The sequence below is a fragment of the Variovorax sp. Root473 genome, from assembly GCF_001426505.1.
In the GTDB taxonomy this organism is placed as follows: domain Bacteria; phylum Pseudomonadota; class Gammaproteobacteria; order Burkholderiales; family Burkholderiaceae_C; genus Variovorax.
The window spans coordinates 651,208-677,396 of record NZ_LMEV01000017.1; the positions used below are offsets into that span (position 1 = coordinate 651,208).

The following is a 26,189-nucleotide window of genomic DNA, read 5'->3' on the forward strand; positions in this document are numbered from 1 at the left end:
GGCCAGTGCGCGCCAGTCGGTCGGGTCTTCGGCCGCGCCCGCGCCGGTCTTGGCGTGGCCGGTGACGAACACCACGCCCTGTGCGTGGTCGCGGTGCGTGAGCGGCACGCCCAGCGAGGTCACGGCGGCCAGGCCGGCGGTGATGCCGTTGACCACCGCGCATTCGATGCCGGCTTCGCGCAGGTGCTCCACCTCTTCGCCGCCGCGCCCGAAGATGAACGGGTCGCCGCCCTTCAGGCGCACCACGGTCTCGCCTTCGCGCACGGCCGTGATCATGAGCCGCTCGATGAAGGCCTGCGGCGTGCTCTTGCAGCCGCCGCGCTTGCCCACGTGCACGATGCGCGCGCCGGGCCGGGCGTAGGCCTGGAGCACGGCGTCGTTCACGAGGTCGTCGACCAGCAGCACCGTGGCGGCCTGGATCGCCTTGACGGCCTTGATGGTCAGCAGCTCGGGGTCGCCGGGGCCGGCGCCCACCAGCGTGCAGCGGCCGGTGATGAGGGTGGAGGGGGTGTTCATGCGTGGGAGGCCAGTTCGGTGATGTGCCTGACTTGGGTCGCAATGGCTTCGGGCACGGGAAGCGCGCCGGCCAGCACGCGCCGCGTGTACTCGGCCGTGGTGGCGACGTCGATTTCTTTCGGCAGGCCGGGCACGTCGGCGGCGGTGCCGGCGGCCTGGGCCTGGAGTTCGCTGCGCACGCCGCGCACGAAGCCGTCGATCTGCGCGGTGCGGCGCGGGTCGGACACCACTTCGCCTTCGAGGCCGCGCGAGAGCAGGGCGGTCATGCCCGTGAGCTCGAAGGTCTCGCCCATGGTGCGGGCGTATTCGGGGTGCGTGTAGCTGGCCACCACCACGCAGGGGCCGGTGGTCGGGCGCATGAGCTTGACCACGCTGTGGCCGGGGTTGCGCAGGCCCACCACGCGGCGCACGTCGAGCAGACGCTTGAGCGCGGGGTTCAGCAGCTCGGTCGGGGCAAAGCCCACCTGGCCGGCGGCGAGGGGCGTGAGCGTGGTCATCGGGGGCATGTCCAGGGCAGCAAGCACGTGCGATGCCAGTACCCGCGAGGTTTCGCCCGCGCTGCCGTGCACCAGCACCGCCAGGCCTTCGCGCGCCAGCAGCAGCGCCAACAGCGGCGTGAGCACCGGCAGCTTGCGCGCGCCGTTGTAGCTGGGCAGCGCGATCAGCGGGCCGCCGCGGGTCGTCACGGGGTTCAGCCGTGCGTGCGTGGCGTCGAGAAAACCGGCCATCTCCTCGGGCGTCTCGCCCTTGATGCGCATGGCCAGGCAGAAGCCGCCGATTTCCAGGTCGGTGACCGTGCCGTCGAGCACCTGGCCGAACAGGTCCGCGGCCTGTTCGCGCGTGAGCGGACGGGCGCCTCGCGCGCCGCGGCCGATTTCCTTGATGTAGTGGCTGATTCCCATGGGTAGGCGGATTGTCCCGCAACGCTTATGCCGGAATGTGAGTCGGCTTATGCCCCCACGGCCAGTGCTTCGGCCGGGGTGGCCCGCACCATGCGCTTGAGCTCCGGCACGCACGAGCCGCAGTTGGTGCCGCACTTCAGCGCCCCCTGCAGCGCCGCCAGCCGCTCGTCGGCGCTGCCGGTGCAGCGCAGCAGCTCGGCCTCGATGGCGCGGTCGGTCACGTTGAAGCAGGCGCACACCGGCTTGCCGCGCGACTGCACGGCCACCGGTGCGCGGGCGCCCGGCGACAGCAGCAGGCGGCCGTAGCTTTGCGCGGGCAGTTCCTCGCGCAGCAGGGTGGCGATCCAGGCTTCGGCGCTGGTGTCGCCGCCCAGCAAAAAGGCCTCCAGACCGGCGCTGCCATCGGCGCGGCGCACCAGCCGCGCAGCGCGGCGCTGGCCGCGGCGGTGGTCGGCGTAGCGCAGGGTGTCGGCGGTCTGCAGGCCCAGCAGGGCTTCGATTTTTTCGACCAGCGCGGCATCGGGCGCGTCGTGCGCGGCGGCGCGAAACAGGACGCCGCTGCGTTCTTCTTCGCCCTGCGCGTTGCTCGCGAACGGCACGCAGGTGGCGAAGGGGAACAGCGCCATCAGCGGCTGCAGCGCGCGCTGCGCCGTGAGCGCGTCGCCGGCGGGCAGCCAGGCCATGGCCAGCAGCGACCACGGCAGCTCGGCCTTGAGGATCTTCACGGGCGTGTGCTTGAGCTCGGGCTGCTTCGACGTCGGGCAGTAGGCCGGTGTGGTGAGCGCATTGATGCCCGCGAGCCGCGTGCCGGTCGACGAGCAGCCGCTCAGGTATTCCTCGCCCCAGTGCATGGCGACGAAGGCCTGGCTCAGGCCGATCTCGGCGCTGGCGCGCGCTGGCAGCAGGATCGAGCCGCGCTTGGACGTGAGGTGCACCAGGTCGCCCTCGGCGATCTGGCGGCGCGCCATGTCCTGCGCGTTCATCTGCACCACGGGCTCGGCCACGTGGCCGAACAGCTTGCCGACCGTGCCGGTGCGGCTCATGCCGTGCCACTGGTCGCGCAGGCGGCCGGTGTTGAGCGAGAAGGGGTAGCGCGCCTCGCGGGCCTCGGCCACCGGCTTGTAGGGCGTGTCGACAAAGTGTGCGCGGCCGTCGGGCGTGGGGAACACGCCGTCTTCGTACAGGCGTACGCGGCCGGTGCGCTCGCCTTCCTTCAGTGGCCACTGCTGCGGGCCGGCGGTCTCGAGCATCGCGTAGCTCAGGCCGGTGATGTCGAGGTCGCGCCCGCGCGTGGATTCGCGGTGCTCGTTCCAGACCGACTCGGCGCTCTCGTACGGGAACAGCGTGATGCTGCGGCCCAACTGCGCTTCGAGCCGGCGCGCGAAGGCCACGGCGATCGACCAGTCGTTGCGCGCCTCGCCGGGCGCCGGCACGGCGGGGCGCACGCGCGAGATGCGGCGCTCGCTGTTGGTCACGGTGCCTTCCTTCTCGCCCCAGGTGGTGGCGGGCAGCAGCAGGTCGGCGAAGGCGCAGGTGGCGGTGGTGGCGAAGGCTTCCTGCACCACGACGAACTCGGCGCGTTCGAGCGCGCGGCGCACCGTGGCCTGGTCGGGCATCGACTGGGCCGGGTTGGTGCAGGCGATCCACAGCGCGCGGATCTCGCCGTCGGCCGCGGCCTGGAACATCTCCACGGCCGTCTTGCCGGGCTTGCCGGGCACCGAGGGCACGCCCCACAGCGCGGCCACTTCGGCGCGGTGCTCCGGGTTCGCCAGGTCGCGGTGCGCGCTCAGCAGGTTGGCCAGGCCACCCACCTCGCGTCCGCCCATCGCATTGGGCTGGCCCGTGAGCGAGAACGGACCCGCACCGGGCTTGCCGATCTGGCCCGTGGCCAGGTGCAGGTTGATGAGCGCGGCGTTCTTCGCCGTGCCGCTGGACGACTGGTTCAGGCCCTGGCAGTACAGGCTCAACGTGGCGGGCGAGGTGGCGAACAGCCGCGCCGCCGCGAGCAGGTCGTCCTTCGGAATGCCGCAGACCTGCGCGACCGTGTCAGGCGTGCAGTCGCGCACCGTGGCCTTCAGCGCGTCGAAGCCGTTCGTGCGGGCGGCGATGTAGGCGGTGTCGGTCCAGCCTTCCCACAGCATCAGGTGCAGCATGCCGTGGAACAGCATCACGTCGGTGCCGGGCTGGATCGGCAGGAACAGGTCGGCGATCTCGACCGTGTCGGTGCGGCGCGGGTCGGCCACGACGATCTTCAGCGCCGGGTTCGCGGCCTTCGCGTCCTCGATGCGGCGGAAAAGAATGGGGTGCGCCCACGCCGTGTTGCTGCCCACGATGAACAGGCACTCGGCGTGCTTCAGGTCGTCGTAGCAGGCCGGCGGGGCGTCGGCGCCCAGCGTCTGCTTGTAGCCGGCCACCGCGCTGCTCATGCACAGGCGCGAGTTGGTGTCGATGTTGTTGGTGCCGACCAGCCCTTTGGCGAGCTTGTTGAAGACGTAGTAGTCCTCCGTCAGCAACTGGCCCGACACGTAGAAGCCGACCGCGTCGGGGCCGTGGTCGCGGACCACCTGGGCGAACTTGTCGGCGGCGTTGTCGAGCGCGGTGTTCCACGGAATCACTGCCGGCGCTTTGCCGCGCACCGCGCGCTGCATCGGCTGCAGCAGCCTCGTCTGGCGCGTGACGGCCGCGCTGGCCGTGAGGTGCAGGGTCGAACCCTTGCTGCACAGGCGGCCGAAGTTGGCGGGGTGGTCGGGGTCGCCGCGCACGCCGGTGATCTGCGCACCGTCGGATTCAATGATCACGCCGCAGCCGACGCCGCAATAGGGGCAGGTGGAGCGCGTCTCCTGGGTCATGCGGGCCTCAACCTTCTTCCGGGGACAGGACCGACACGACGGCCATGCGCTGCGGCCCGGCGACCGGGCGTTCGAGGTCGAGCGCATGCGTGGCCAGCTCACCCGCGTCGAGGTGCACCACACCGTCTTCCACCTTCACGGCGAACTTCGGCGTGCAGCCCTCGTCGGGCGCCTTGGCGCAGCCGTCGTCCAGCCCGATGGCCCAGTTGTGCAGCGGACAGGCCACGCTGGTTCCGAACACGATGCCCTGGCTCAGCGGGCCGCCCTTGTGCGGGCAGCGGTCGAGCAGCGCAAAGACCTGGTCCTCGGCATTGCGGAACACGGCCACATCCAGGCCGGCGGGCCGCCTCACGCAGCGCGCGCCGAGCACGGGAATGTCGTTGAGGCGGCAGATGGCTTTCCAGTTGCTCATGGTGGGCTCTCCTTGTTTTTCCGATGGGCGGCTCACACCGACAGCGGCGCAAACTGCCGCACATCCACCGACGCCTGCGCCGACTCGAACCACGGGTCGGGTTCGCCGTCGAGCGCGAACTGCAGCCGCTCCCACAGCGCTTTGCGGCCCTCGGCGTCTTCGAGGATCTTCTGTTTCACGTAGTCCAGCCCCACGCGGCCGATGTAGTGCACCGTGCGCTCCAGGTACCAGCCTTCCTCGCGGTACAGCTGCAGGAAGGCGCCCGAGAACTCCATGACCTCGGCGGCCGTCTTCACCTTCACGAGGAACTCCGCCACCTCGGTCTTGATGCCGCCGTTGCCGCCCACGTACAACTCCCAGCCCGAGTCGACGCCGATCACGCCGACGTCCTTGATGCCGGCCTCGGCGCAGTTGCGCGGGCAGCCCGACACGGCCAGCTTCACCTTGTGCGGCGAGTACATGGCCCACAGCGCGCGCTCCAGGTCCTTGCCCATCTGGGTCGAGTCTTGCGTGCCGAAGCGGCACCACTCGCTGCCCACGCAGGTCTTCACCGTGCGCAGCGATTTGGCATACGCAAAGCCCGAGGGCATGCCGATGTCCTTCCACACGCCTTCCAGGTCTTCCTTCTTCACGCCCAGCAGGTCGATGCGCTGGCCGCCCGTGACCTTGACCGTCGGGATCTTGTACTTGTCGGCCGCGTCGGCGATGCGGCGCAGCTCGTCGGGCGTGGTGTGGCCGCCCCACATGCGTGGAATGACGGAGTAGGTGCCGTCCTTCTGGATGTTGGCGTGGCTGCGCTCGTTGATGAAGCGGCTCTGCGGATCGTCCTTGGCCTCTTTGGGCCAGGTGCTGATGAGGTAGTAGTTGACGGCCGGGCGGCAGGTGGCGCAGCCGTTGGGCGTGCGCCAGCCCATGCCGCGGTAGACCGCGTCGTGCGTGAGCCAGTGTTCCTTGCGGATCGCGTCGCGCACATCCTGGTGGCTCATGTCGGTACAGCCGCACACTGCCTTCTTCTTCGGTGTGGCGGAGTAGTCGCCGCCCGCGGTGAACATCAGGATCTGCTCGACCAGCCCGGTGCATGAGCCGCAGCTGGCGCTGGCCTTCGTGTGCTTCTTCACCTCGTCGAGCGTGAAGAGGCCCTTGTCCTTGATGGCTTTGCAGATGGTGCCCTTGTTCACACCGTTGCAGCCGCACACCTCGGCGTCGTCGGGCATGCTCGCGGCCTTGCTGTGGCCCTCGTGGCCGGTGTCGCCGATGTTCGATTCGCCGAACATCAGCCTGTCGCGGATGTCGTGCACGCTGCGCCCGTCGCGCAGCAGCTTGAAGTACCAGCTGCCGTCCACCGTGTCGCCGTAGAGGCAGGCGCCGATGAGCTTGTCGTCCTTGAGCACCAGCTTCTTGTAGACGCCGCCGAAGGGGTCGCTCATCACGATTTCTTCGGTGCCTTCGCCGCCCATGAACTCGCCGGCGCTGAACAGGTCGATGCCCGTCACCTTGAGCTTGGTCGAGGTGAGCGACCCGAGGTAGCGGCCGATGCCGAACTGCGCCAGGTGGTTGGCCGCCACCTTGGCCTGCTCGAACAGCGGCGCGACCAGGCCGTAGGCGATGCCGCGGTGCGCTGCGCATTCGCCGACCGAATAGATGCGCGCATCGGTCACGGTCTGCATGGTGTCGGTCACGACGATGCCGCGGTTGCAGTGCAGGCGCATCTTCTCGGCCAGCTCCACGTTGGGGCGGATGCCCACGGCCATGACCACGAGATCGGCCGCGACCTCGGTGCCGTCCTTGAAGCGGATGGCCTTCACGCGGCCGTCTTCATTGCCGATCATGTCCTGCGTCTGCGCGCCCATCAGGAACTTGAGACCCCGGTCTTCGAGCGACTTCTGCAGCAGCTTGCCCGCCACGTCGTCGAGCTGGCGCTCCATGAGCCAGGGCATGACGTGCACCACCGTCACGGTCATGCCGCGCAGCATCAGGCCGTTGGCGGCTTCGAGCCCGAGCAGTCCGCCGCCGATGACCACCGCGTTCCTGTGCGTGCGCGCGGTCTCGATCATGTAGTCGGTGTCGGCGATGTCGCGGTAGGCGATCACGCCCTTGAGGTCCTTGCCGGGCACGGGCAGCATGAAGGGGGTGGAGCCGGTGCACATCAGCAGGCGGTCGTAGGGCGCTTCGGTGCCATCTTCCGCGCGCACGATGCGGTTCACGCGGTCGACCTCCACCACCTTCTTGCCGGCGTGCAGCGTGATGTGGTTGTCCGAGTACCACTCCCAGCTGTTGAGCACGATCTCGTCGACCGTCTGCTCGCCCGCGAGCACAGGCGACAGCAGGATGCGGTTGTAGTTCGGGTGCGGCTCGGCGCCGAAGACGGTGATGTCGTACAGGTCGGGCGCAATCTTCAGCAGCTCTTCGAGCGTGCGCACGCCGGCCATGCCGTTGCCGACCATCACGAGTTTCATTTTCTTCATGGGGCGGGACCTTTCAGGGAAATCAACCGAACGACGGCCCGCGGCGCGCGGTCAGAATCGCGCCATGAGCTTTGAAGTGGACATCGGCTACAGCAGCCAGCGCGGGCCGCGCGACGCGAACGAAGATTTCGCCGGCGCGGTGCATGCACCCGTGGGCGACGAAGCGCGCGGGCTCATCGCGGCCATTGCCGATGGGGTGTCCAGTGGCGGCCGTGGCCGCGAAGCGGCGCAGACCACGGTGATGGGCCTGCTGGCCGACTACTTCGCCACGCCCGCGACCTGGGAGCCGACCGCCGCGCTCGACCGTCTGATCGGCGCGCAGAACGGCTGGCTCGCAGACCACAACCGCCGGCGCCAGGGCAAGCAGGAGGGCGCCGGCACGGCGCTCACCACGCTCACCGCGCTGGTGCTGCACGGCCAGAGCTACACGCTCGCGCATGTGGGCGACACACGCGCGTGGCGCGTGCGCGCCGACGGCAAGCCCGCGCAGCTGCTCACGCAGGACCACGCCTTCGACCACCCCGACATGCGCAGCCGGCTCACGCGCGCCATCGGGCTGGACGACCAGGTGCGCGTCGACTATCTGCAGGGCGATGTGCGCGTGGGCGATTGCTTCGTGCTCAGCACCGACGGCGTGCATGGCGTGCTCAGGCCGCAGCAGGTGGCCGCGCTCGCGCTGCAGGGCGATGCCGAAGCGGCAAGCGAGGCGCTGGTGCATGCGGCGCTCGATGCCGGCACGCGCGACAACGCGACCGCGCTGGTGATCCGCGTGGTGGGACTCGACGCGCGCCAGCTCGACGACGAACTCGGCGACGGCCGCCGTCTCGCGCCGCCGCCCGTGCTCAAGGTGGGCGACGTGCTCGACGGCTACGTCATCACCGCGCCCGTGGCCGACACCGGCGTGCACCTGCTGTACCAGGCGCGCCATCCGGTCACGCGCGAACTCGTTGCGCTCAAGACCTTGCATCCCTCGCGCGCCAGCGACCCGCAGGAGCGCGCGATGCTGGCGCACGAAGCGTGGCTGGGGCAGCGCGTGGGCGAGGGCGGCGGGTTCGTGCGCGTGCACGAGCGCGCCGCAGATGCGAGTGCGCTGTACATCGTGTTCGACTGGCACGGCGGTCGCACGCTCGAGCAGATGCGCAAGGACGGCGCGCGCGGCACCGTGGCCGAGGTGGTCGCCGCCGCCATCGAGGTGAGCCGCGCGCTCGGCCGGCTGCACCGCCATGGCGTGATCCACCGCGACATCAAGCCCGGCAACCTGCACCGGGGCGACGACGGGCGCTGGCGCATCCTCGATCTCGGCGTGGCGATCTCGGGCCGCGAAGGCGCGGCGCAGCGCGAGCTGCATGCGGGCACGCCGAGCTACATCAACCCCGAACAATGGGAGGAGGGCGGCGTGGCCGATGCGGGCAGCGACCTGTTCGCGCTCGGCGCCACGCTCTACCAGTGGCTGGGCGGGCACCTCCCCTACGGCGAGATCGAGCCCTACCAGGTGGCGCGTTACCGGCGCGACCCGGTCGCGCTCTCGCGCCTGCGGCCCGACGTACCCGTGTGGCTCGACCATTTGGTGCGCAAGGCCGTGGCCCGCGATCCGCGCGAACGCTTCGAGACCGCCGAGGAGATGCTGCTCGCGCTGGAGCGCGGCGCCTCGCGCCCCGTGAATGCGCCCGCCGCCACGCCGCTGATCCGCCGCGACCCGCTCGCGCTGTACCAGCTCGCGCTCGGCGTGTCGGTGCTGTTCAACGTGCTGCTCGTCGTGTGGCTTCTCTTCCTGCCACGTTGAGCGGGGGCGGGCGGACAGGGTCATGAGCGGGCGGCCTTGCGAACGGGCGCGGGCTTGGCAACCGCAGGGGCTGGCGTGACGCGCGCGCGTCCGCCTTTTTCGGCCCAGGTGCGTGTCCAGCGGATCTGCATCACGCGCATCACGCCCAGCATCGCGAGTGAGAGCGCACCGAAGAACACGAAGCCCCAGGCATAGCTGCCCAGGTACTGCTTCGACAGGCCCATGGCGTTGGGCACCAGGCCGCCGCCGAGGGCGCCGATCTCGCCGATCATCGAGCCGGCCACCGCCGTGCTGGCGGGCCAGCGCAGCGGCACCAGCTGAAACAGCGCGCCGTTGCCCGCGCCCAGCGCGGCGAAGCACACGATCAGCACCAGCGTGGTGATGGCCAGCGAGCCCGACGAGAAGCCCACCAGCACCAGGCCCACGGCCACCACCAGCAGCACCACCGTGAGCGTGTTCACGCCGCCCCAGCGGTCGGACAACCAGCCGCCCACGATGCGCACCGCCGCGCCCATGAAGGCCGCGAGCATCGTCAGCTGGCCGGCCTGCACCTTGCTCACGCCGAACTGGTCGTAGTAGTACGAGGGCAGGAAGGTCGTGAGGCCGATGAAGCCGCCGAAGGTCACGCCGTAGATCAGGCTGAAGACCCAGCCGTCTTTCTCGAACAGGCAGGCGATGTGCGCGCGGAAGCTGCCGTGCGGGTCCACGTCCGGCGGCTCCTTGGCGAAGAACACCATCACGACCATCGGGATGAGGATGGCGACGGCGGCCACGCCGTACACCGCCTGCCAGCCGAGCCAGTTGGCCAGCGGCGGCGCCACCAGCACGGACACGGCCGTGCCCACGTTGCCCGCGCCCACCAGGCCCATGGCCAGGCCCTTGTGCTGCGGCGGGAACCAGCCCGAGCCCAGCGACAGCGCCACGCCGAAGCTCGCGCCGGCAATGCCCAGCAGCACGCCCATGGCGAGCAGGTCGTTGAAGCTCTTCACGAAGAAGAAGCCGAACAGCATCGCCACGGCAATGAGGCCCATCTCGACCAGCGTGGCCTTCTTGCGGCCGATGTATTGCGAGAGCAGGCCCAGCGGAAAGCGCATGAGCGCGCCCGCGATGATCGGCACCGACAGCATCAGGCCCTTCTGCGCGGGCGAGAGGTCGAAGGTTTCGCCGATGAAGGGCGCCATGGCGCCGTTGAGCACCCAGATGCAGCAGGAGAACGAGAAGTACAGGAAGGCCGCGAACAGGGTCGGACTGTGGCCTGACTGCAAGAAATTCCTGAAACCTGACATGGTGCTCAAACGTGCAAAAAAGCCGCGGCGCAACCCGGGGAAGGTCGTGTCGACGGACAGGGGTGGAGTCGGGAGGCCGGCGGCGAACGCCGTCGGCATGGGGGTGGCCCCGGCCTGAGGATGGCCGGGTTGGATGCAGGAACCTGCAGCCTCACCAAAGCGGTGCTTCGTTACACCGTGCCCTGTTCGATGCAAGAGGCGTGCCCGCGAATGCAGGCTGGCGTGACCTATGCTTCCGGGGCCTTGCCACACCTTGCCGTCATGTCCCTTCTCGTCGTCCTTTCCCCCGAACCCGCTGAAGACGTGCCCTTGCCGGCATCGCTGCAGCAATCGATCGATGCCGCAGGCGTTGCGGTGCTGGGACGTGCGGACTGCCACACGCTGGTGCAGCGCACGCAGGCGCTCGCACCGTCGATGGTCCTGGTGCATCTGGATGAAACAGAGCCGCAGCTCGACGCGCTGCTGGCAGTGCTGGCCGCATGGCGCGGCGCACCGCCATGCGCATTGGGCGTGATGAGCGCGCCGCTGGACGGCGCGCAGCACGCCGCGCTCGTGGCCGCGGGCGTGCATGCGTGGGCGCCCTTCGATGGCGTCGATGCGCTCGCCGCACTGATCGCCCAGGCGCAGGCCCGCTGGACGCGCGAGGCTGCGCTGCGCACCGAACTCGACGGCCTGCGCACGCGCATGGACGAGCGCAAGTGGGTCGATCGCGCCAAGGGCTTGCTCATGGCCGCGCGCGGCATCGGCGAGGACGAGGCCTTCGGCCTGCTGCGCGGCGCCGCGATGCACGCCAACCTGCGGCTGGGCGAGGTGTCGCGCTCGGTCATCGAGGCTGCGCAGTGGGCCGAGGCGATCAACCGCGCGGGCCAGCTGCGCATGCTCTCGCAGCGGCTGGTGCGCGTGGCGGCGCAGCTCGCGGCCGGCATCGACGCGCAGCGTGCGCGCGTGCTGCGCACGCAATCGACCGAGCGCGTGCAGCAGACGCTGGATCATCTGGCGGCCCTCGATCTGGGGCCGGCCGGCGTGCAGGCGCTCGGCGAGGTGCAGGCCGCGTGGACTGGCTTGGCCGCACTGCTGACGGCCAAGCCGGCGTCGCAAGGGCTTGCCGCGATCGATGCGCGCGGCGAGGCCTTGCTGTCGGCGGCCGAGTCGCTGACGGACGCGCTGGAGGCTTCGGGTGCGCGGCGCGCGCTGCGCATCGTCAACATCTGCGGACGGCAACGCATGCGCGCGCAGCGGCTGGCCAAGGACGCGCTGCTGGCCTCGACGCTCGCGGCCAGCGCCTCGCGCGAGCGGCTGCTGCCGACCATGAACGAATTCGAAGCCGCGCTGCTGGAGCTGGAGCGTGCGCCGCTCAGCTCGCCCGAGATCCGCGCCGGGCTGGTGAGCGCGCGCGACGAGTGGCTGCGCCTCGTCGGCGGCGTGCAGGCGCTCGACAGCGCCGAGGGGCGCGCCACGCTGGTGCGTTCCAGCGAGGCGCTCGTGGACACCTTCGAGCGCCTCACGGGGTGGTACGAGCACAGCCTGCAGGTCATCATGTCTTGATGCCCGTCGTGCTGCGCCTGCCGGGTCAGGCCGCGGCCTTCTCCACATGCGCCTGGCGCGTGTAGAGGAAATCGATCACCGCCTTGCGCGCATGCACGTAGGCCGGGTCTTCGGCCAGCGCCACGCGGTGGCGCGGGCGCGCGATGTCCACGGACAGCACCTCGCCGATGGTGGCGGCCGGGCCGTTGGTGAGCATCACGATGCGGTCACTCAGCAGCACGGCTTCGTCGACATCGTGCGTGACCATGACGACGGTGCTGCGTGTCTTCTGCACGATGGCGAGCAGCTCGTCCTGCAGCTTGGCGCGGGTGAGCGCGTCGAGCGCGCCGAAGGGCTCGTCCATCAGCAGCACCTTGGGCTCCATCGACAGCGCACGGGCGATGCCCACGCGCTGCTTCATGCCACCCGAGATTTCGCCGGGCCGCTTCTGTGCGGCGGGCGTGAGGCCCACGAGCGCCAGCGCCGCGTCGGTGCGCTCGCGCAGCTGCGCCTTGTTCTCGGTGGCCGCGAACACGCGCTCGACCGCGAGGTACACGTTCTCGAAGCAGGTGAGCCAGGGCAGCAGCGAGTGGTTCTGGAACACCACGGCGCGTTCGGGCCCCGGGCCCTTGATCTCCTTGTTGGCGCACAGCAGCACGCCCTGCGTGGGCGTGGTCAGCCCGGCAATGAGGTTCAGCAGCGTCGACTTGCCGCAGCCCGAGTGGCCGATGAGCGTGACGAACTCGCCCTTGGCCACGTTCAGGTTCACATCGCGCAGTGCGACGAAGCGGCCCTTCGGCGTCTTGAAGGCCTGCTCGACGTTATGAATCTCGATGTACTTCGAATCGTCATTCATGATTTCACCTCTTCGAACGTGAATGCGGTGGCGAGCTGGATGAGCGCGAACTCCAGCACCAGGCCGACGATGCCGATCACGAAGATCGCGATGATGATGTTGGCGACGTTGAGGTTGTTCCACTCGTCCCACACCCAGAAGCCGATGCCGACGCCGCCCGTGAGCATCTCGGCCGCGACGATCACCAGCCACGCGGTGCCCACCGCCAGGCGCACGCCCGTGAGCATGTAGGGCAGCACGGCGGGAAAGAGGATCTTGGTGAGGATCTTCCATTCGCTGAGGTTGAGCACCTTGGCCACGTTCATGTAGTCGCTCGGCACGCGCTGCACGCCCACGGCGGTGTTGATGACCATCGGCCAGATCGAGCAGATGAAGATGGTCCAGATGGCAGCCGGGTTGGCGCCCTTGAACACCAGCAGTCCGATGGGCAGCCAGGCCAGCGGTGACACCGGGCGCAGCAGGCTGATGAGCGGGTTGAACATGCGCGAGAGAAATTCGAAGCGCCCGATGGCAAAGCCGGCCGGAATGCCGACCGCTGCCGCGAGCCCGAAGCCCAGCGCCACGCGCTGCAGCGACGACAGCACGTTCCAGCCCACGCCCTGGTCGTTCGGCCCCTTGCTGTAGAACGGGTCGCTGAACACCGTGAGCGCCTGCTGCCAGGTGGCCCACGGCGAAGGGAAGCCGGTGGTGCTCTTCATGGCGACGATTTCCCAGACCAGCACGAGCAGGCCGAAGCCCAGGAGCGGTGGGAGCACGCGCATCCAGAAGGCGCGCAGGTCGAGGGGCGCGCGGGTGCGGGGCGCAGGTGCCGCCGCGGCAACGGCCGCAGCGGGGGCGGGCGCCAGGGGGCGGGACACCACAGGCGCGGCAACCTGCGGGGCCACCGCGTCGAGCGGGGAGTGAAAAACGGCGCTGACCATGGTGTGTTTCTCCTCGAACATCAAACGTGCAACTTGAACGAGTCGGCGTACTTCTTCGGGTCCTTGCCGTCCCAGACGGTGCCGTCGAAGAGCTTGCTGCTGCGCATCGTGTCCTTGGGCACAGGCGTCTGCGTGGCGGCGGCGGCCTGCTTGTAGATGTCGATGCGGTTGATCTCGGTGGCCACCTTCAGGTAGTCGGGGTGCTCCTTCAGCAGGCCCCAGCGCTTGTGCTGCGTGAGGAACCACATGCCGTCCGACAGGTACGGAAAGTTCACGGCGCCGCCGTTGTAGAACTTCATGTGGTTGGGGTCGTCCCAGCTCTTGCCCAGGCCGTTCACGTAGCGGCCCAGGATGCGCTGGTTGATCGCGTCCACGCTGGTGTTGACGTAGCTCTTGTCGGCGATGGTCTCGGCCATCCTGTTCTTGTTCTGCAGGCCGGTGTCGATCCACTTGCTCGCCTCGAGGATCGCAGCCGTGACGGCGCGGGCCGTGTTGGGGTACTTCTTCGTGAACTCCGCGGTGCAGCCGAGCACCTTCTCGGGGTGGTCCTTCCAGATGTCCTGCGTGGTGATGGCCGTGATGCCGATGCCGTCCATGATCGCGCGCTGGCCCCAGGGCTCGCCCACGCAGTAGCCGTCCATGTTGCCCACGCGCATGTTGGCCACCATCTGCGGCGGCGGCACGGTGATGTTCTTCACGTCCTTGAAAGGATCGATGCCGGCCGAGGCGAGCCAGTAGTACAGCCACATGGCGTGCGTGCCGGTGGGGAAGGTCTGCGCGAAGGTGTATTCGCGCTTCTCGGTGGCGATGAGCTTGGCGAGCGAGGCTGCATCGACCGCGCCCTTGTCGGACAGCTTCTTCGACAGCGTGATCGCCTGGCCGTTGTTGTTCAGGGTCATGAGCACGGCCATGTCCTTCTTCGGGCCGCTCAGGCCCAGGTGCATGCCGTAGACGAGGCCGTAGAGCACATGGGCCATGTCGAGGTCGCCGTTGGAGAGCTTGTCGCGCACGCCGGCCCAACTGGCTTCCTTGCTGGGGACGATCTTCACGCCGTACTTCTTGTCGATGCCCAGCACCGAGGCCATCACCACGCTGGCGCAGTCGGTCAGCGGGATGAAGCCGATCTTCACTTCTTCCTTCTCGGGCTTGTCCGAGCCCTGGGCCCAGACGGCGGCGCGCAGCGCGGGGTCGATGCCCACGGCGCCGATGGCGGCGGCCTGCAGCACGCGGCGTCGGCTCAGTTTGGTTTTCAGCAGATCGGACATGGGCGTGGCTCCAGAAGTGAAAAGACAAAAACGAAAAGGCGTCCGCACCGCGCAGGGGCTGCTCGTGAACGAGCCCTTGCGGGATGGGGACGCCTTTGTCCGGTTCGGTGGGCCGCACCCGCCGTTGGGTGCAACCTGCCTGAAGACCTTTCGGTCTGCGCCAAGGTCTATGCAAGCGGTGTGCCAGCCCGAAACTGCTTGCAGAAGCTTGCGGGAGCTGTGGAAAAGAGAGCTGGCAGCGCACGCTGGTGCAGCGGAAGGTTCCTGCCGGCCCGCAAAACCCAGGGGCGCACAACAGTTGTGCGCCGCACCAATTCAAGCGGCTGGCATCAGCCTCGCGGTGCAGCCTCGAGCGGCAGGTAGTCGGCCATGGCCAGCATCGACTCGGCCACGTCGACGAGGCGGCGCTTCTGGTTCATGGCGGTCTGGCGCAGCATCTTGTGCGCTTCGGCCTCGCTCAGGCGGCGGTGCGCCATCAGCAGGCCCTTGGCACGCTCGACGATCTTGCGTTCGTTGAGCGAGGCACGCACGGTGTCGAGTTCATCGCTCATGGCCTGCAGGCGCTGCGACTGCTCCTGGACCATGTCGAGCACCGAGCGCTCGAGGTGGCGCCCGAGCTGCGCCGGCGTGGCGTCCTGCGCCTGCTGGGCATCGTCGAAGAAGAGCGCACCACCCGCTTGCGGTGCAAGCGTGCCGAGCAGTTGTTGGTACGCCGCCAGTTCGCTGCGCGCTTGCGCGGTCTTGTGGTCGCACAGCGCGCGCAGGTCAGCGGACAGGCGGTTCTCGACCGTCTGCATGGCGTCGATGCGCCGGGTGCAGCAATCGAACCAGGCCTGGCTCAGGAGCGCATCGGCCGGCACCGACGTGGCGCCCTTGCGGCGCAGGCGTTCGAGTTCGGCCAGCACGGCGTCGGGCTGGCTGGCGTGCCAGAGGCCGCGCACGGCGTCGCCCGAGAAGTCGATGAACACCTGGAAGCACCGCTCCTGTGACTCGATGAGGTGCCGCCATTGCTGGCGCTGCGCCTCGTCGCCCCGGCCCAGCGCGAACGCAGCGGCGCCGAAGGCACGCTCCTGGCCCGCGAACTCCTTGCCCTGCATGAAGTTGAACATCGCCACCAGCAGGCGCGAGATCTCGGGGTCGGTGGCACCGTCGGCCGCTTCGAACACCACGGCCAGCAGGCCGGCCACGAGCTTGGCGAAGGCGGCCACGGCCTGCGCCGGCTGGAGGTCGAGCGTGTCGATGCGCTGGCGCAGCGCGGGCAGGGCGTCCAGGCCCGGCAGCACCCAGGCGATGCGGCTGAACAGGCGCGCGCCGTGGCCGGCGCCCACCACGCGGTGGTGCTCGGCCTCGAGCCGGTCGAAGCCGGCACGCACCTGCTGTTCGAGCGCGAGGCATTCGGCGATCTGTGGTCCGCGCTGGTCGGCGAAGCGCCCACCATGCGAGGCCAGGAACACGTTCGACATGCCGCGCTCGCGCTGCAGCGCATGCACGAGCCGCCCGATGGCGCTGACCAGCTCGCTGGTGCGCGCGAGCTGGTCCAGCGCGTCGATCTCGCATCGGCGCGCGGCGATCAGGAAGCTCAGGCCGGAAGTCATTCGTGGGGGCGCAGAAGGGGCGCCTTCCGCTTGTGCAACTTCCGTGCCTCGCTTGCCCCTTCGCGGGCGCCGCCGGCGGGCGGCCCCTACACTCGGCGCCATGCTCTTGTTGGGAATCGAATCATCCTGCGACGAGACTGGCGTGGCGCTGGTCGAGTCGCACGGCGACGCACTGCCGCTGCTGCGTTCGCACGCGCTGCACAGCCAGATCGCCATGCACCAGGCCTACGGCGGCGTGGTGCCCGAGCTGGCCAGCCGCGACCACATCCGCCGCGTGCTGCCGCTCACCGAAGCCGTCATGGCCGAGGCCGGGCGCTCGCTCGCCGAGATCGACGTGGTCGCCTACACGCGCGGCCCGGGCCTGGCCGGCGCGCTGCTCGTGGGCGCGGGCGTGGCCTGCGCGCTCGGCGTGGCGCTGGGCAAGCCGGTGCTGGGGGTGCATCACCTCGAAGGGCACCTGCTGTCGCCGTTCCTGAGCGCCGACCCGCCCGAATTCCCGTTCGTGGCGCTGCTGGTGTCCGGTGGCCATACGCAGCTGATGCGGGTCGACGGCGTGGGCCGCTACGAACTGCTCGGGGAAACCATCGACGACGCGGCCGGCGAGGCCTTCGACAAGAGTGCCAAGCTCATGGGCCTGCCGTATCCCGGCGGCCCCTGGCTCGCGAAACTGGCCGAAGACGGCGACGCCGCCGCTTTCAAGCTGCCGCGCCCCCTGCTGCACAGCGGCGATCTCGACTTTTCGTTCGCCGGCCTGAAGACGGCCGTGCTCACGCAGGCCAAGAAGCTCGGCGACCAGCTCGAGGCGCGCAAGGCCGACCTGGCGGCATCCACGCAGGCAGCCATCGTCGAAGTGCTGCTGAAGAAGTCGCTCGCGGCGCTGGACCAGACCGGCCAGAAGCGGCTGGTGGTGGCGGGCGGCGTGGGCGCCAACAGGAACCTGCGCGAGCAGCTGAACGCAGCGTGTGCGAAGCGCAAGGTGCGCGTGCACTACCCCGAGCTGCACCTGTGCACCGACAACGGCGCCATGATCGCGATGGCCGCCGCGATGCGGCTGCAGTCGGGCTTGTCGCAGGCCTCGGAGCGCTACGCCTTCGACGTCAAGCCGCGATGGCCGATGGCATCGCTGATGACGCCCGAGACGCCGCCCGCATAGCTGGCGCGTGTGTGCCGCGTCCCAGCGAGGGCAGCGGCAGCACGTCAAGCACGTTGCGCCAGAGCTGGCGCCACTCGGGCCACTCATGGCCGCCTTCGGTGGTGAACACGCGCCCTGGCGGCAGGGCGTCGGCCAGCAGCTTGTGGTTGCTCGCAAAGCGGTCGGCCAGGCCGAAGCCCAGATACAGCGGCGGCAGGTCCTTGGAAGGCTTCGGCGCCAGGTACTGCTGGAAGAAGGGCCAGAGCTTGCGGTCGGGTTCTTCGTCGGGCTGCGGCCCTGTGGGCGCCTGCCAGGCCCGCAGCCCGCCGGCCTTCTTGATCTCCGCGCCGAGCACGCGGCGCCCGAGGTAGGGCGCCAGCGCCACGATGCCGTCCACCGAGCCCGGCCGCGCCAGCTCGTGGATCAGCGCGCCGAAGCCGCCAATGGAAATGCCGACCAGCCAGATCGAGGTGTAGCCCCTGGCGCGCTGCGGCTCGATGACGTCGGCGTGCAATCGCTCGCTGAGGGTCTGGTCGTAGTAGTAGGAGACGTCCGCATCGACCAGCAGCGCGTCGGCGGCGAGGTGCCGCTCGCGCACGGCGCTGATGAAACCCTCGCGCTCGAACTCTTCGGGTTTGAGGTACGCCCCTGGCAGGAAGATCAGGAGCGTGTCGGACCGTTCGTTGTCATTGGCTGACTGCAGGTGCGTTTTCATGGTGCCTTGAGGCACACCCGCTGTCCGCACCGCCCGGGAACTCGATGCGTTTACGAGATGCCCACGAAGAAGAAAGTACTAATAAATCGTCACATCATGTGACGTTATCCGGCACTATTGTGAATACCGCGCTTGTTTAAAGTCAAAACAAGCTGTCACTAACATTTTCTTCGTGGGGACATCGCTCGGGCTAGTTGATCTGCAAGTGCGAAACCTGGCTTGCGGGCACCAGCTTGCCGAGCTTCAAGGTCAGCACGCCGTGCTCCAGCCTGGCTTCGCTGGCGGCCAGGTCGATGGCTTGCGGCAGCTCGTAGGCATGCTTGATCTGGCGCTTGGCGTCGGCCTTGCTTTCGATGCGGACCACGGCGCCTTCGATGGCCACCGACAGGTCGTCACGCGACAGGCCGGGCACATCGAGCGACAGCGTCCAGCTCTTGTCGTCCTGCTCGACCAGGGGCGAGCGGCGGGCGCCGGCGAAAGCCTCGTTCACGAAGCGCTCGAAAGCACGGTCGTGAGCACGGGGAGCGAAATGCGCGGTGCGCAGGGTGGGGGCGAAAAACATGGCTGAAACTCCTGGATGAATGAACACAACGGGGACATGGAATGTGTGTCCCTTACACTGCGCGGCCTTTCCATCGTGAGTGCCGCTTGACACCTCATCTAGGCGCACCGGCACGCGTTTCAAGACAATGAAATCCCCCTTTATTTGGCGTCGCCAGACCTTGAAATTCGCAGCGGCGGCGCTATGCGCGACCCCGTTCGCCGGCTTCGCGCAGGCCCCGCAACCCGCACCCATCCGGCTGGCGCTCATCGAGAGCATGAGTGGCCCCTTTGCCAACACCGGCGAGGCGGTGTTCCGCAACCTGCTGTGGGCCGTGGAGCGCGTGAACGCACGCGGCGGCGTGAAGCTGCCCGGCGGCGCACGGCCGCTGCAGCTTGACCGCTACGACAGCAAGGGCCAGAACGAAGAAGCGCTGTCGGCGCTGCGCGCGGCCATGGACGACGGCACCCGCATCGTGCTGCAGGGCAACTCGTCGGTGACGGCCGCGGCGCTGGTCGATGCCATCGACAAGAACAACGAGCGCGACCCGTCGCGGCGCGCGATCTTCCTGAACTACTCGGCCGTTGATCCGGTGCTGACCAACGAGCGCTGCAGCTTCTGGCACTTCCGCTTCGACGCCCACGCCGACATGCGCGTGGCCGCGCTGATGGATGTGATGAAAGACGACGCGGCGCTCAAGCGCGTCTACCTGATCGGCCAGGACTACAGCTTCGGCCAGGCCGTGCTGCGCGAAGCGCGCCGCCAGCTTGGCGTGCAGCGCCCCGACGTGGACATCGTCGGCGACGAACTGCACCCGATGGGCAAGGTGAAGGACTTCGCGCCCTATGCCTCCAAGATCCTCGCGAGCGGTGCACAGGCGGTGGTCACTGGCAACTGGGGGAACGACCTCACGCTGCTCGTGAAGGCCGCGCGTGAAGCCGGTTTCAACGGCAGCTTCTACACCTTCTACGGCAATGCGCTGGGCGCGCCCGCCGCCATCGGCGACGCGGGCATCGGCCGCGTGGTCGCCGTGGCCGACTGGCTGCCGAACGTGCAGACGCCGCAGTCCGAGGCCTTCTATCGGGCCTTCCGCACGCGCTTTCCGCGGCCGGCCGACGACTACGTGCACATGCGCATGCAGCTGCTGGTCGAGTCGCTCGCGCAGGCGCTGGAGCGCGCGGGCAGCACCGACGCCGTGCCGCTGGCGCGCGCGCTGGAGCAGGCCGACGTGAGCCTGTACGGCCAGCGCGGGCGCATGCGTGCGGCGGACCACCAGTTCCAGCAGCAGCTCGTGGTCGGCGTGATGGACAGGCAGGGCAAGCCCGGCGTGCAGTTCGACGTCGAGGGCTCGGGCTACGGCTTCCGCGTGATCAAGACGATCGCGCCCGAGCGCGCCGAGCAGCCCACCTCTTGCAAGATGAAGCGCCCCTGAAACAGACGACCCCGACAGCACAGGAATCCCCAGACATGCGTGAAGCCATCCACAATCTCGAAGCCTCGAAGATCCGCGAAGTCGCCAATGCCGGCATGGGCCGCGACGACGTGCTCGCCTTCTGGTTCGGCGAGAGCGACGAGGTCACTCCCGAGGTGATCCGCCAGGCGGCCATCGAGTCGCTGCAGCGCGGCGAAACCTTCTACGCGCACAACCTCGGCCTGCCCGAGCTGCGCGAAGCCATCGCGCGCTACACGAGCCGCCTGCACCCGGTGGTCGACGCCTCGCGCATCGCGGTCACCTCGGGCGGCGTGAGCGCGCTGATGCTCGCGGTGCAGGCGCTGGTCGACGCGGGCGACGACGTGGTTGCGGTCACACCCGTGTGGCCCAACCTCACGGCGCAGCCGGCAATCATGGGCGCGCAAGTGCGCACCGTGTCGCTGGTGCCGATGAACGGCCAGTGGACGCTCGACCTGCCCGCATTGCGCGCGGCGATCACGCCCAAGACGAAGCTGCTGATCGTCAACGCGCCGAACAACCCCACGGGCTGGACGATGACGCGCGACGAGCAGCAGGCCGTGCTCGACCATTGCCGCGCGACTGGCACGTGGATCCTCGCCGACGAGGTGTACGAGCGGCTGTACTTCGAGCCGACTCCGGCGCCGAGCCGCCTCAAGGCGGACTCGCCCCCTGGGGGGGAGGGCGAAGCCCTCGGGAGGGAACTTGATTCGAATGGCTGCGCGCCGAGCTTCCTCGACATCTCGACGCCCGACGACCGCCTCGTCGTCACGCACAGCTTCTCGAAGAGCTTCCTCATGACCGGCTGGCGCCTTGGCTGGCTGGTGCTGCCGCCGGCGATGGTCGACGGTATCGGCAAGCTGATCGAGTTCAACACCTCGTGCGCCAGCGTGTTCACGCAGCGCGCCGCCATCGCGGCGCTGGAGCACACGGCGGACATCACGCCGCGCGTGGTCGCGCACCTGAAGCACTGCCGCGACACGCTGGTGCCGCTGCTGGCAGCCGTTCCAGGCGTGCAGGTGGCACCGGCCAAGGGCGGCATGTACGCCTTCTTCCGGCTCGAAGGTTTTGGCGATTCGCTCGAACTCGCCAAGCGCCTCGTCGCTGAAGCGGGCCTGGGGCTCGCGCCGGGCAACGCCTTCGCGCCCGAGGCGCAAGGCTGGCTGCGCTGGTGCTTCGCGTCGAAAGACCCGCAGAGGCTGGTGCAGGGTGTCGAGCGGCTGCGTGGCTGGCTGGCCCAGCAGGCGCGCTGAGGCCTTCCGGCATGGCATCGAGGTCCGCGTCCGTCGATGCCGTGCGCATCCGCGGATCGGCGCTGCCGGGCCTGCAGGCGATCGCGGCCGAATCGAACCGCAGCTTTCCGCGCCACATGCACGACGTGTTCGGCATTGGCGTGATGGACCGCGGCGGACAGCGCTCGGCCAGCGGGCGCGGCGCGGTCGAGGCGGTGCGCGGCGACGTGATCACTGTGAATCCGGGCGAGGTGCACGACGGCATCGCGATGCGCGGCGAAGCGCGGGCCTGGCGCATGCTGCATCTGGCACCTGCGCTGCTGTCGGATGGCGTGCCGCAGGGCTTCGAGCTGACGCGGCCGGTGCTGAGCGATCCGGCGCTGCGGCTGGGCTTCGACCGGCTGTTCACGGGCGTCGTCGAAGGCGATGACGCGCTGGCGCTGGAGCAGGGCGTGCTGCAGCTGCTGCGCAATGCGCCTGGTGCGCGGGCCCTGGAATTGCCGAAAAGCGTGGCGCCGGCCGCGATGGAACGCGCCCGTGCGCGCATCGCCGACGATTGCATCCACGCGCCCACGCTCGCCGAACTGGCACGCGAGGCGGACCTGAGCCGCTACCAATTGCTGCGCGGCTTTGCGGCCGCCTTCGGCCTGCCGCCGCATGCCTGGCTGCAGCAGTGTCGGCTGTCGCGCGCCCGGCAACTGATCGCGCAGGGCAGGGCACTGGCTGATGCCGCGGCCGAGGCGGGCTTTGCCGATCAGAGCCACATGACGCGGGCGTTCGTGCGCTTCCTGGGCTTCACGCCCGGCGCGTATGCGGCGGCGCGCGGCGGCTGAATTTCTTCTCTTTCCTTCCTCTCTGCAATTTCGTTCAAGACCGCGGCCGCCCCGGCGGGAGACGCTCGCGCCTTTGTGGTTGCCAACGCAATCGAAAGGCGAACAAGCATGTCGGAACGAAGCAAGGGAATGTGGCTGTGTGCGCTCGCGATGGTCACGGTCGGCAGCACGGTGGTGGCGAGCAAGCTCATCGCGAGCGGCCTGCCGCCGTTCACGGCGACTGCATTGCGCTTTGGGCTGGCGCTGCCCGTGTTCGCGGCGTTGATGTGGTTCATGCGCGTCCGCTGGCCGCGCCCCGATCGCCATGATGCCGTGCTGCTGCTGTGCCAGGCGGCCGCGGGCAGCGTTGGCTACACGGTGCTGCTGATTCTGGGCGTGCGCTGGGCCCCGGCCGCCGATGCGGGCGTGGTGAGCGGCACGCTGCCCGCCATGGCTGCGCTGGTGGCCGTGCTGGCGTTGCGCGAGCGACCGGGGCGCTACCTGATCGGTGGAATCGTGCTCGCGAGCCTGGGTGTGCTGGCGATCACGCTGCGCCCGGGCGACGGGGCTGGCGAGCGCTCGTCGACCGCGCTGCTCGGCAACCTTCTGGTGCTGGGCGCGGTAGCGCTCGAGTCGTTGTTCATCCTGCTCAACAAGCGGTTGCGCGTGCCGCTGGCGCCGCTCGTGCAGTCGACGGCGATGGTCGCGCTGGGATTCTTGCTGTCCGTGATTCCCGCGCTGCTGGAGCGCGCCTGGCTTCACCAGGTGCCCGCCGAGGCGCTGGCCGGGGTGGCTTACTACGCGCTGGTGCCGACGGTGGCGGGCTTCCTGCTGTGGTACGCGGGCGCCGCCCGGCTGCGGGGCGCCGAGGCGGCGCTGTTCACGGCGCTGATGCCGGTGTCGGCGCTGGTCCTGGCTGCGTGGTGGCTCGGGGAGGCGGTGGGGGGGGCGCAGATCGCCGGGGCTGCCTGCGTGCTGGGGGCCGTGGGGCTGGTGTCACTCGACGGAAGGCGGCGGGAAGGAGCGGTCAAGCCGGCCGATGTATACTCCCAAAGCTTTGCATGCCGCAAGGCGCACGGTGAGGGCAGTTCCAGTGCTCACCGCAAGTCAAACATCCCGGAACAAGGAAATTCAACATGATCGCAGCCTCCATCAAGGCCGAAGTTGTCAAGGACAACGCCCGTGCAGCCAACGACACCGGCAGCCCCGAAGTGCAAGTCGCACTGCTGACCGCGCGTATCAACGAGCTGACCCCCCACTTCAAGACGCACGCCAAGGACCACCACGGTCGTCGCGGCCTGCTGCGCATGGTCAGCCGCCGTCGCAAGCTCCTCGACTACCTCAAGTCCAAGGACGCCGAGCGTTACACCGCGCTGATCGCCAAGCTGGGCCTGCGCAAGTAATTCGAATCGCATGAAAAAACGCCTGGGTTAGTCCGCTAGCTCAGGCGTTTTTTACTTCGCGATCCACTTTCGGAGTGCCCAACAGAGCGAAGCTGTGTCATTCCAATGAAGTTCACCCCGAGCTTCGCTGGAATGGCATCGTGTTCTGAGCAGCCTCCGCCCCTTGCGAATCCTGTGTGATTCGCTATCAAAATAGGAGCAACAATGAGCCTCTTCAACAAAATCACCAAGTCCTTCCAGTGGGGCGACAAGACTGTCGTCATGGAAACCGGTGAAATCGCCCGCCAGGCGACCGGCGCCGTGCTGGTCGACATTGACGGCACCGTGATCCTGGCGACCGTGGTCGCTTCCAAGACCGCCAAGCCCGGCCAGGATTTCTTCCCGCTGACCGTCGACTACATCGAGAAGACCTACGCCGCCGGCAAGATCCCTGGCAGCTTCTTCAAGCGCGAAGCCAAGCCCAGCGAGCACGAAACCCTGACCAGCCGCCTGATCGACCGCCCGATCCGCCCGCTGTTCCCCGAAGGTTTCCTGAACGAAGTGCACGTGGTGATCCACACCGTGTCGCTGAACCCTGAAGTCGACGCCGACATCGCCGCCATGATCGGCGTGAGCGCCGCGCTGTCGATCTCCGGCATCCCGTTCAGCGGCCCGATCGGCGCCGCCCGCGTGGGCTACATCAATGGCCAGTACGTACTGAATCCGGGTCCCACGGCCCGCAAGGATTCGCAGATGGACCTCGTCGTCGCCGGCACGCAAGCCGCCGTGCTGATGGTCGAGTCCGAAGCCCAGCAGCTCAGCGAAGAAATCATGCTGGGCGGTGTGGTGTTCGGTCACGAGCAAGCCAACATCGCGATCAACGCGATCCACGATCTCGTGCGCGACGCCGGCAAGCCGGAATGGCTCAAGGAAGGCACCTGGGTGCCTGAGGCCAAGGACGAAGAGTTCATCGCCAAGATCAACGGCCTGGCCGAAGAAAAGCTGCGCGCCGTCTACCAGATCCGCAGCAAGCAAGCCCGCACCCAAGCCCTGCGCGAAGCCAATGCCAGCGTCTTCGCGGCCCTGAAGGCCGAAGGCGCCGAGTTCGATGCCGGCAAGGTCAGCGACCTGCTGTTCGCGATCGAGTCGCGCATCGTGCGTGGCCAGATCCTGCAAGGCGAGCCGCGCATCGACGGTCGCGACACGCGCACCGTGCGCCCCATCGAAATCCGCAACTCCGTGCTGCCCCGCACCCACGGCTCGGCGCTGTTCACGCGCGGCGAGACGCAGGGCCTGGTCGTCACGACGCTCGGCACCGAGCGCGACGCACAGCGCATCGACGCGCTGGCCGGCGAGTACGAAGACCGCTTCCTGTTCCACTACAACATGCCTCCCTTTGCCACCGGTGAAGTGGGCCGCATGGGCTCCACCAAGCGCCGCGAAGTGGGTCACGGCCGCCTGGCCAAGCGCGCGCTCGTCGCTGTGCTGCCGACCAAGGAAGAATTCCCGTACACCATCCGCGTGGTGTCGGAAATCACCGAGTCGAACGGCTCCTCGTCGATGGCTTCGGTCTGCGGCGGCTGCCTCTCGATGATGGACGCCGGCGTGCCCATGAAGGCGCACGTGGCCGGTATCGCCATGGGCCTGATCAAGGAAGACAACCGCTTCGCCGTGCTGACCGACATCCTGGGCGATGAAGATCATCTGGGCGACATGGACTTCAAGGTGGCCGGCACGACCAACGGCATCACCGCGCTGCAGATGGACATCAAGATCCAGGGCATCACCAAGGAAATCATGCAGGTCGCACTGGCACAGGCCAAGGAAGCGCGCATGCACATCCTGGGCAAGATGCAAGAAGCGATGGGCGAGGCCAAGGCCGACGTGTCGCAGTTCGCGCCGCGCCTGACCACGCTGAAGATCAACCCCGAGAAGATCCGCGACGTGATCGGCAAGGGCGGCGCGGTCATTCGCGGCCTGCAGGAAGAAACCGGCACGACGATCAACATCGACGAAGACGGCACCATCACCATCGCCTCGACCGATCCGGAAAAGGCCGAATTCGCCAAGAAGCGCATCGAGCAGATCACTGCCGAAGTCGAAATCGGCAAGGTCTACGAAGGCCCGATCACCAAGATCCTGGACTTCGGCGCGCTGGTCAACCTGCTGCCCGGCAAGGACGGCCTGCTGCACATCAGCCAGATCGCGCATGAGCGTGTCGAGAAGGTGACCGACTACCTGAGCGAAGGCCAGATCGTGAAGGTCAAGGTTCTCGAGACCGACGAAAAGGGCCGCGTCAAGCTGTCCATGAAAGCCCTGACCGAGCGTCCGGCCGGCATGGAATACAGCGAGCGCCCGCCGCGCGAAGACCGTGGTGATCGTGGCGACCGCCGCGAGCGTTCGGACCGCGGTGACCGTGGCGACCGCGGCGGCGACCGTGGCGAGCGCGCACCGCGCTTCAACGACCAGCAGCAGCAACCCCGCGGCGAGCAGCAACAGCAGCCCGCCGGCGAGTCGCAGCCGCAAGCGCCGCGCGAACCGCAGGAGTAAGC

Annotated in this window: 20 protein-coding genes and 1 pseudogene; 9 read left to right on the forward strand and 12 right to left on the reverse strand. The window is 68.6% G+C overall.

The window, feature by feature from the left end; genetic code table 11:
* The 5 genes and pseudogenes from cobA to nirB form a co-directional block, all read right to left on the reverse strand.
* A pseudogene (gene cobA, locus ASD34_RS16370) lies at positions 1-516 on the reverse strand (uroporphyrinogen-III C-methyltransferase); the annotation flags it as partial.
* Entirely contained in the window at positions 513-1,418 is a 906-nt protein-coding gene (ybiB, locus tag ASD34_RS16375) for a DNA-binding protein YbiB (protein WP_056579534.1), read from the reverse strand. The gene ybiB and the pseudogene cobA, both read right to left, overlap by 4 nt.
* Positions 1,419-1,465: 47 nt before the next feature.
* Positions 1,466-4,267, reverse strand: coding sequence for a nitrate reductase (locus tag ASD34_RS16380; protein WP_056579536.1), 2,802 nt, complete (start codon positions 4,265-4,267; stop codon positions 1,466-1,468).
* A gap of 7 nt (positions 4,268-4,274) precedes the next feature.
* Positions 4,275-4,679 carry a nitrite reductase small subunit NirD gene (nirD, locus tag ASD34_RS16385; protein ID WP_056579538.1) on the reverse strand — a complete coding sequence of 135 codons (405 nt, stop codon included), beginning with the start codon at positions 4,677-4,679 and terminating at the stop codon, positions 4,275-4,277.
* A 32-nt stretch (positions 4,680-4,711) separates the two neighbouring features.
* The gene (nirB, locus tag ASD34_RS16390) at positions 4,712-7,144 is read right to left on the reverse strand and encodes a nitrite reductase large subunit NirB (RefSeq protein WP_056579540.1); all 2,433 of its coding nucleotides are present in this window, start codon (positions 7,142-7,144) and stop codon (positions 4,712-4,714) included.
* A gap of 64 nt (positions 7,145-7,208) precedes the next feature.
* Between nirB and ASD34_RS16395 the strand changes: the two genes are divergently transcribed.
* Positions 7,209-8,927 carry a bifunctional protein-serine/threonine kinase/phosphatase gene (locus tag ASD34_RS16395; RefSeq protein ID WP_056579542.1) on the forward strand — a complete coding sequence of 573 codons (1,719 nt, stop codon included), beginning with the start codon at positions 7,209-7,211 and terminating at the stop codon, positions 8,925-8,927.
* A gap of 20 nt (positions 8,928-8,947) precedes the next feature.
* On the opposite strand, the gene ASD34_RS16400 is transcribed toward ASD34_RS16395, so the two are convergent.
* A complete protein-coding gene (locus ASD34_RS16400; protein WP_056582417.1) occupies positions 8,948-10,213 on the reverse strand; it encodes an MFS transporter in 1,266 nt (421 codons plus the stop codon).
* A 261-nt stretch (positions 10,214-10,474) separates the two neighbouring features.
* Here ASD34_RS16400 and ASD34_RS16405 point away from each other — a divergent pair, with 261 nt between their 5' ends.
* Positions 10,475-11,758, forward strand: a complete 1,284-nt coding sequence (locus ASD34_RS16405) for a type IV pili methyl-accepting chemotaxis transducer N-terminal domain-containing protein (protein ID WP_235510094.1) — start codon at positions 10,475-10,477, stop codon at positions 11,756-11,758.
* A 25-nt stretch (positions 11,759-11,783) separates the two neighbouring features.
* Here the strand turns inward: ASD34_RS16405 and ASD34_RS16410 are convergent, their stop codons facing one another.
* From ASD34_RS16410 to ASD34_RS16425, 4 genes are all read right to left on the reverse strand, one after another.
* On the reverse strand, positions 11,784-12,593 hold the full coding sequence (locus ASD34_RS16410) for an ABC transporter ATP-binding protein (RefSeq protein ID WP_056579546.1): 810 nt from the start codon (positions 12,591-12,593) through the stop codon (positions 11,784-11,786).
* Complete coding sequence (ntrB, locus tag ASD34_RS16415; RefSeq protein ID WP_056582419.1) at positions 12,590-13,513, reverse strand: nitrate ABC transporter permease; 924 nt, start codon at positions 13,511-13,513, stop codon at positions 12,590-12,592. Before ntrB ends, ASD34_RS16410 begins: the two co-directional genes overlap by 4 nt.
* A gap of 20 nt (positions 13,514-13,533) precedes the next feature.
* A complete protein-coding gene (locus tag ASD34_RS16420) occupies positions 13,534-14,778 on the reverse strand; it encodes a CmpA/NrtA family ABC transporter substrate-binding protein (protein WP_056579549.1) in 1,245 nt (414 codons plus the stop codon).
* 329 nt (positions 14,779-15,107) lie between these two features.
* The gene (locus tag ASD34_RS16425; protein ID WP_056579551.1) at positions 15,108-16,373 is read right to left on the reverse strand and encodes a nitrate regulatory protein; all 1,266 of its coding nucleotides are present in this window, start codon (positions 16,371-16,373) and stop codon (positions 15,108-15,110) included.
* 100 nt (positions 16,374-16,473) lie between these two features.
* Between ASD34_RS16425 and tsaD the strand changes: the two genes are divergently transcribed.
* Positions 16,474-17,526, forward strand: coding sequence for a tRNA (adenosine(37)-N6)-threonylcarbamoyltransferase complex transferase subunit TsaD (tsaD, locus tag ASD34_RS16430; protein WP_056579553.1), 1,053 nt, complete (start codon positions 16,474-16,476; stop codon positions 17,524-17,526).
* On the opposite strand, the gene ASD34_RS16435 is transcribed toward tsaD, so the two are convergent.
* Positions 17,471-18,220, reverse strand: coding sequence for an alpha/beta hydrolase (locus ASD34_RS16435; RefSeq protein ID WP_056579555.1), 750 nt, complete (start codon positions 18,218-18,220; stop codon positions 17,471-17,473). The two genes, tsaD and ASD34_RS16435, sit on opposite strands and share 56 nt — an antisense overlap.
* Before the next feature lie 190 nt (positions 18,221-18,410).
* The gene (locus ASD34_RS16440; protein ID WP_056579556.1) at positions 18,411-18,782 is read right to left on the reverse strand and encodes an Hsp20/alpha crystallin family protein; all 372 of its coding nucleotides are present in this window, start codon (positions 18,780-18,782) and stop codon (positions 18,411-18,413) included.
* A 127-nt stretch (positions 18,783-18,909) separates the two neighbouring features.
* Between ASD34_RS16440 and ASD34_RS16445 the strand changes: the two genes are divergently transcribed.
* From ASD34_RS16445 to pnp, 6 genes are all read left to right on the forward strand, one after another.
* On the forward strand, positions 18,910-20,193 hold the full coding sequence (locus ASD34_RS16445) for a branched-chain amino acid ABC transporter substrate-binding protein (RefSeq protein ID WP_056579558.1): 1,284 nt from the start codon (positions 18,910-18,912) through the stop codon (positions 20,191-20,193).
* A gap of 35 nt (positions 20,194-20,228) precedes the next feature.
* Positions 20,229-21,464: a pyridoxal phosphate-dependent aminotransferase gene (locus ASD34_RS16450; RefSeq protein WP_056579560.1), complete on the forward strand. Its 1,236-nt coding sequence runs from the start codon at positions 20,229-20,231 to the stop codon at positions 21,462-21,464.
* 11 nt (positions 21,465-21,475) lie between these two features.
* Positions 21,476-22,276 (forward strand): AraC family transcriptional regulator, encoded by an 801-nt coding sequence (locus ASD34_RS16455; protein ID WP_056579562.1) that lies wholly within the window; start codon positions 21,476-21,478, stop codon positions 22,274-22,276.
* A gap of 108 nt (positions 22,277-22,384) precedes the next feature.
* Positions 22,385-23,395 (forward strand): DMT family transporter, encoded by a 1,011-nt coding sequence (locus ASD34_RS16460; protein ID WP_082548748.1) that lies wholly within the window; start codon positions 22,385-22,387, stop codon positions 23,393-23,395.
* Positions 23,392-23,658 carry a 30S ribosomal protein S15 gene (rpsO, locus tag ASD34_RS16465; protein WP_056579564.1) on the forward strand — a complete coding sequence of 89 codons (267 nt, stop codon included), beginning with the start codon at positions 23,392-23,394 and terminating at the stop codon, positions 23,656-23,658. The genes ASD34_RS16460 and rpsO overlap by 4 nt, the downstream gene beginning before the upstream one ends.
* Before the next feature lie 204 nt (positions 23,659-23,862).
* Positions 23,863-26,187 carry a polyribonucleotide nucleotidyltransferase gene (pnp, locus tag ASD34_RS16470; RefSeq protein ID WP_056579566.1) on the forward strand — a complete coding sequence of 775 codons (2,325 nt, stop codon included), beginning with the start codon at positions 23,863-23,865 and terminating at the stop codon, positions 26,185-26,187.
* Positions 26,188-26,189 lie beyond the last annotated feature (2 nt).

Excerpts from the sequence above, each read along its gene's own strand:
- ASD34_RS16450 (WP_056579560.1), top strand. The coding sequence starts at position 20,229 with ATGCGTGAAGCCATCCACAATCTCGAAGCCTCGAAGATCCGCGAAGTC.
- ASD34_RS16420 (WP_056579549.1), bottom strand. The coding sequence starts at position 14,778 with ATGTCCGATCTGCTGAAAACCAAACTGAGCCGACGCCGCGTGCTGCAG.
- ASD34_RS16440 (WP_056579556.1), bottom strand. The coding sequence starts at position 18,782 with ATGTTTTTCGCCCCCACCCTGCGCACCGCGCATTTCGCTCCCCGTGCT.
- ASD34_RS16435 (WP_056579555.1), bottom strand. The coding sequence starts at position 18,220 with ATGAAAACGCACCTGCAGTCAGCCAATGACAACGAACGGTCCGACACG.
- ntrB (WP_056582419.1), bottom strand. The coding sequence starts at position 13,513 with ATGGTCAGCGCCGTTTTTCACTCCCCGCTCGACGCGGTGGCCCCGCAG.
- rpsO (WP_056579564.1), top strand. The coding sequence starts at position 23,392 with ATGATCGCAGCCTCCATCAAGGCCGAAGTTGTCAAGGACAACGCCCGT.
- tsaD (WP_056579553.1), top strand. The coding sequence starts at position 16,474 with ATGCTCTTGTTGGGAATCGAATCATCCTGCGACGAGACTGGCGTGGCG.
- nirD (WP_056579538.1), bottom strand. The coding sequence starts at position 4,679 with ATGAGCAACTGGAAAGCCATCTGCCGCCTCAACGACATTCCCGTGCTC.
- ASD34_RS16395 (WP_056579542.1), top strand. The coding sequence starts at position 7,209 with ATGAGCTTTGAAGTGGACATCGGCTACAGCAGCCAGCGCGGGCCGCGC.
- ASD34_RS16400 (WP_056582417.1), bottom strand. The coding sequence starts at position 10,213 with ATGTCAGGTTTCAGGAATTTCTTGCAGTCAGGCCACAGTCCGACCCTG.
- ASD34_RS16410 (WP_056579546.1), bottom strand. The coding sequence starts at position 12,593 with ATGAATGACGATTCGAAGTACATCGAGATTCATAACGTCGAGCAGGCC.
- pnp (WP_056579566.1), top strand. The coding sequence starts at position 23,863 with ATGAGCCTCTTCAACAAAATCACCAAGTCCTTCCAGTGGGGCGACAAG.
- ASD34_RS16405 (WP_235510094.1), top strand. The coding sequence starts at position 10,475 with ATGTCCCTTCTCGTCGTCCTTTCCCCCGAACCCGCTGAAGACGTGCCC.
- ybiB (WP_056579534.1), bottom strand. The coding sequence starts at position 1,418 with ATGGGAATCAGCCACTACATCAAGGAAATCGGCCGCGGCGCGCGAGGC.
- ASD34_RS16425 (WP_056579551.1), bottom strand. The coding sequence starts at position 16,373 with ATGACTTCCGGCCTGAGCTTCCTGATCGCCGCGCGCCGATGCGAGATC.
- ASD34_RS16455 (WP_056579562.1), top strand. The coding sequence starts at position 21,476 with ATGGCATCGAGGTCCGCGTCCGTCGATGCCGTGCGCATCCGCGGATCG.
- ASD34_RS16445 (WP_056579558.1), top strand. The coding sequence starts at position 18,910 with ATGAAATCCCCCTTTATTTGGCGTCGCCAGACCTTGAAATTCGCAGCG.
- ASD34_RS16460 (WP_082548748.1), top strand. The coding sequence starts at position 22,385 with ATGTCGGAACGAAGCAAGGGAATGTGGCTGTGTGCGCTCGCGATGGTC.
- nirB (WP_056579540.1), bottom strand. The coding sequence starts at position 7,144 with ATGAAGAAAATGAAACTCGTGATGGTCGGCAACGGCATGGCCGGCGTG.
- ASD34_RS16380 (WP_056579536.1), bottom strand. The coding sequence starts at position 4,267 with ATGACCCAGGAGACGCGCTCCACCTGCCCCTATTGCGGCGTCGGCTGC.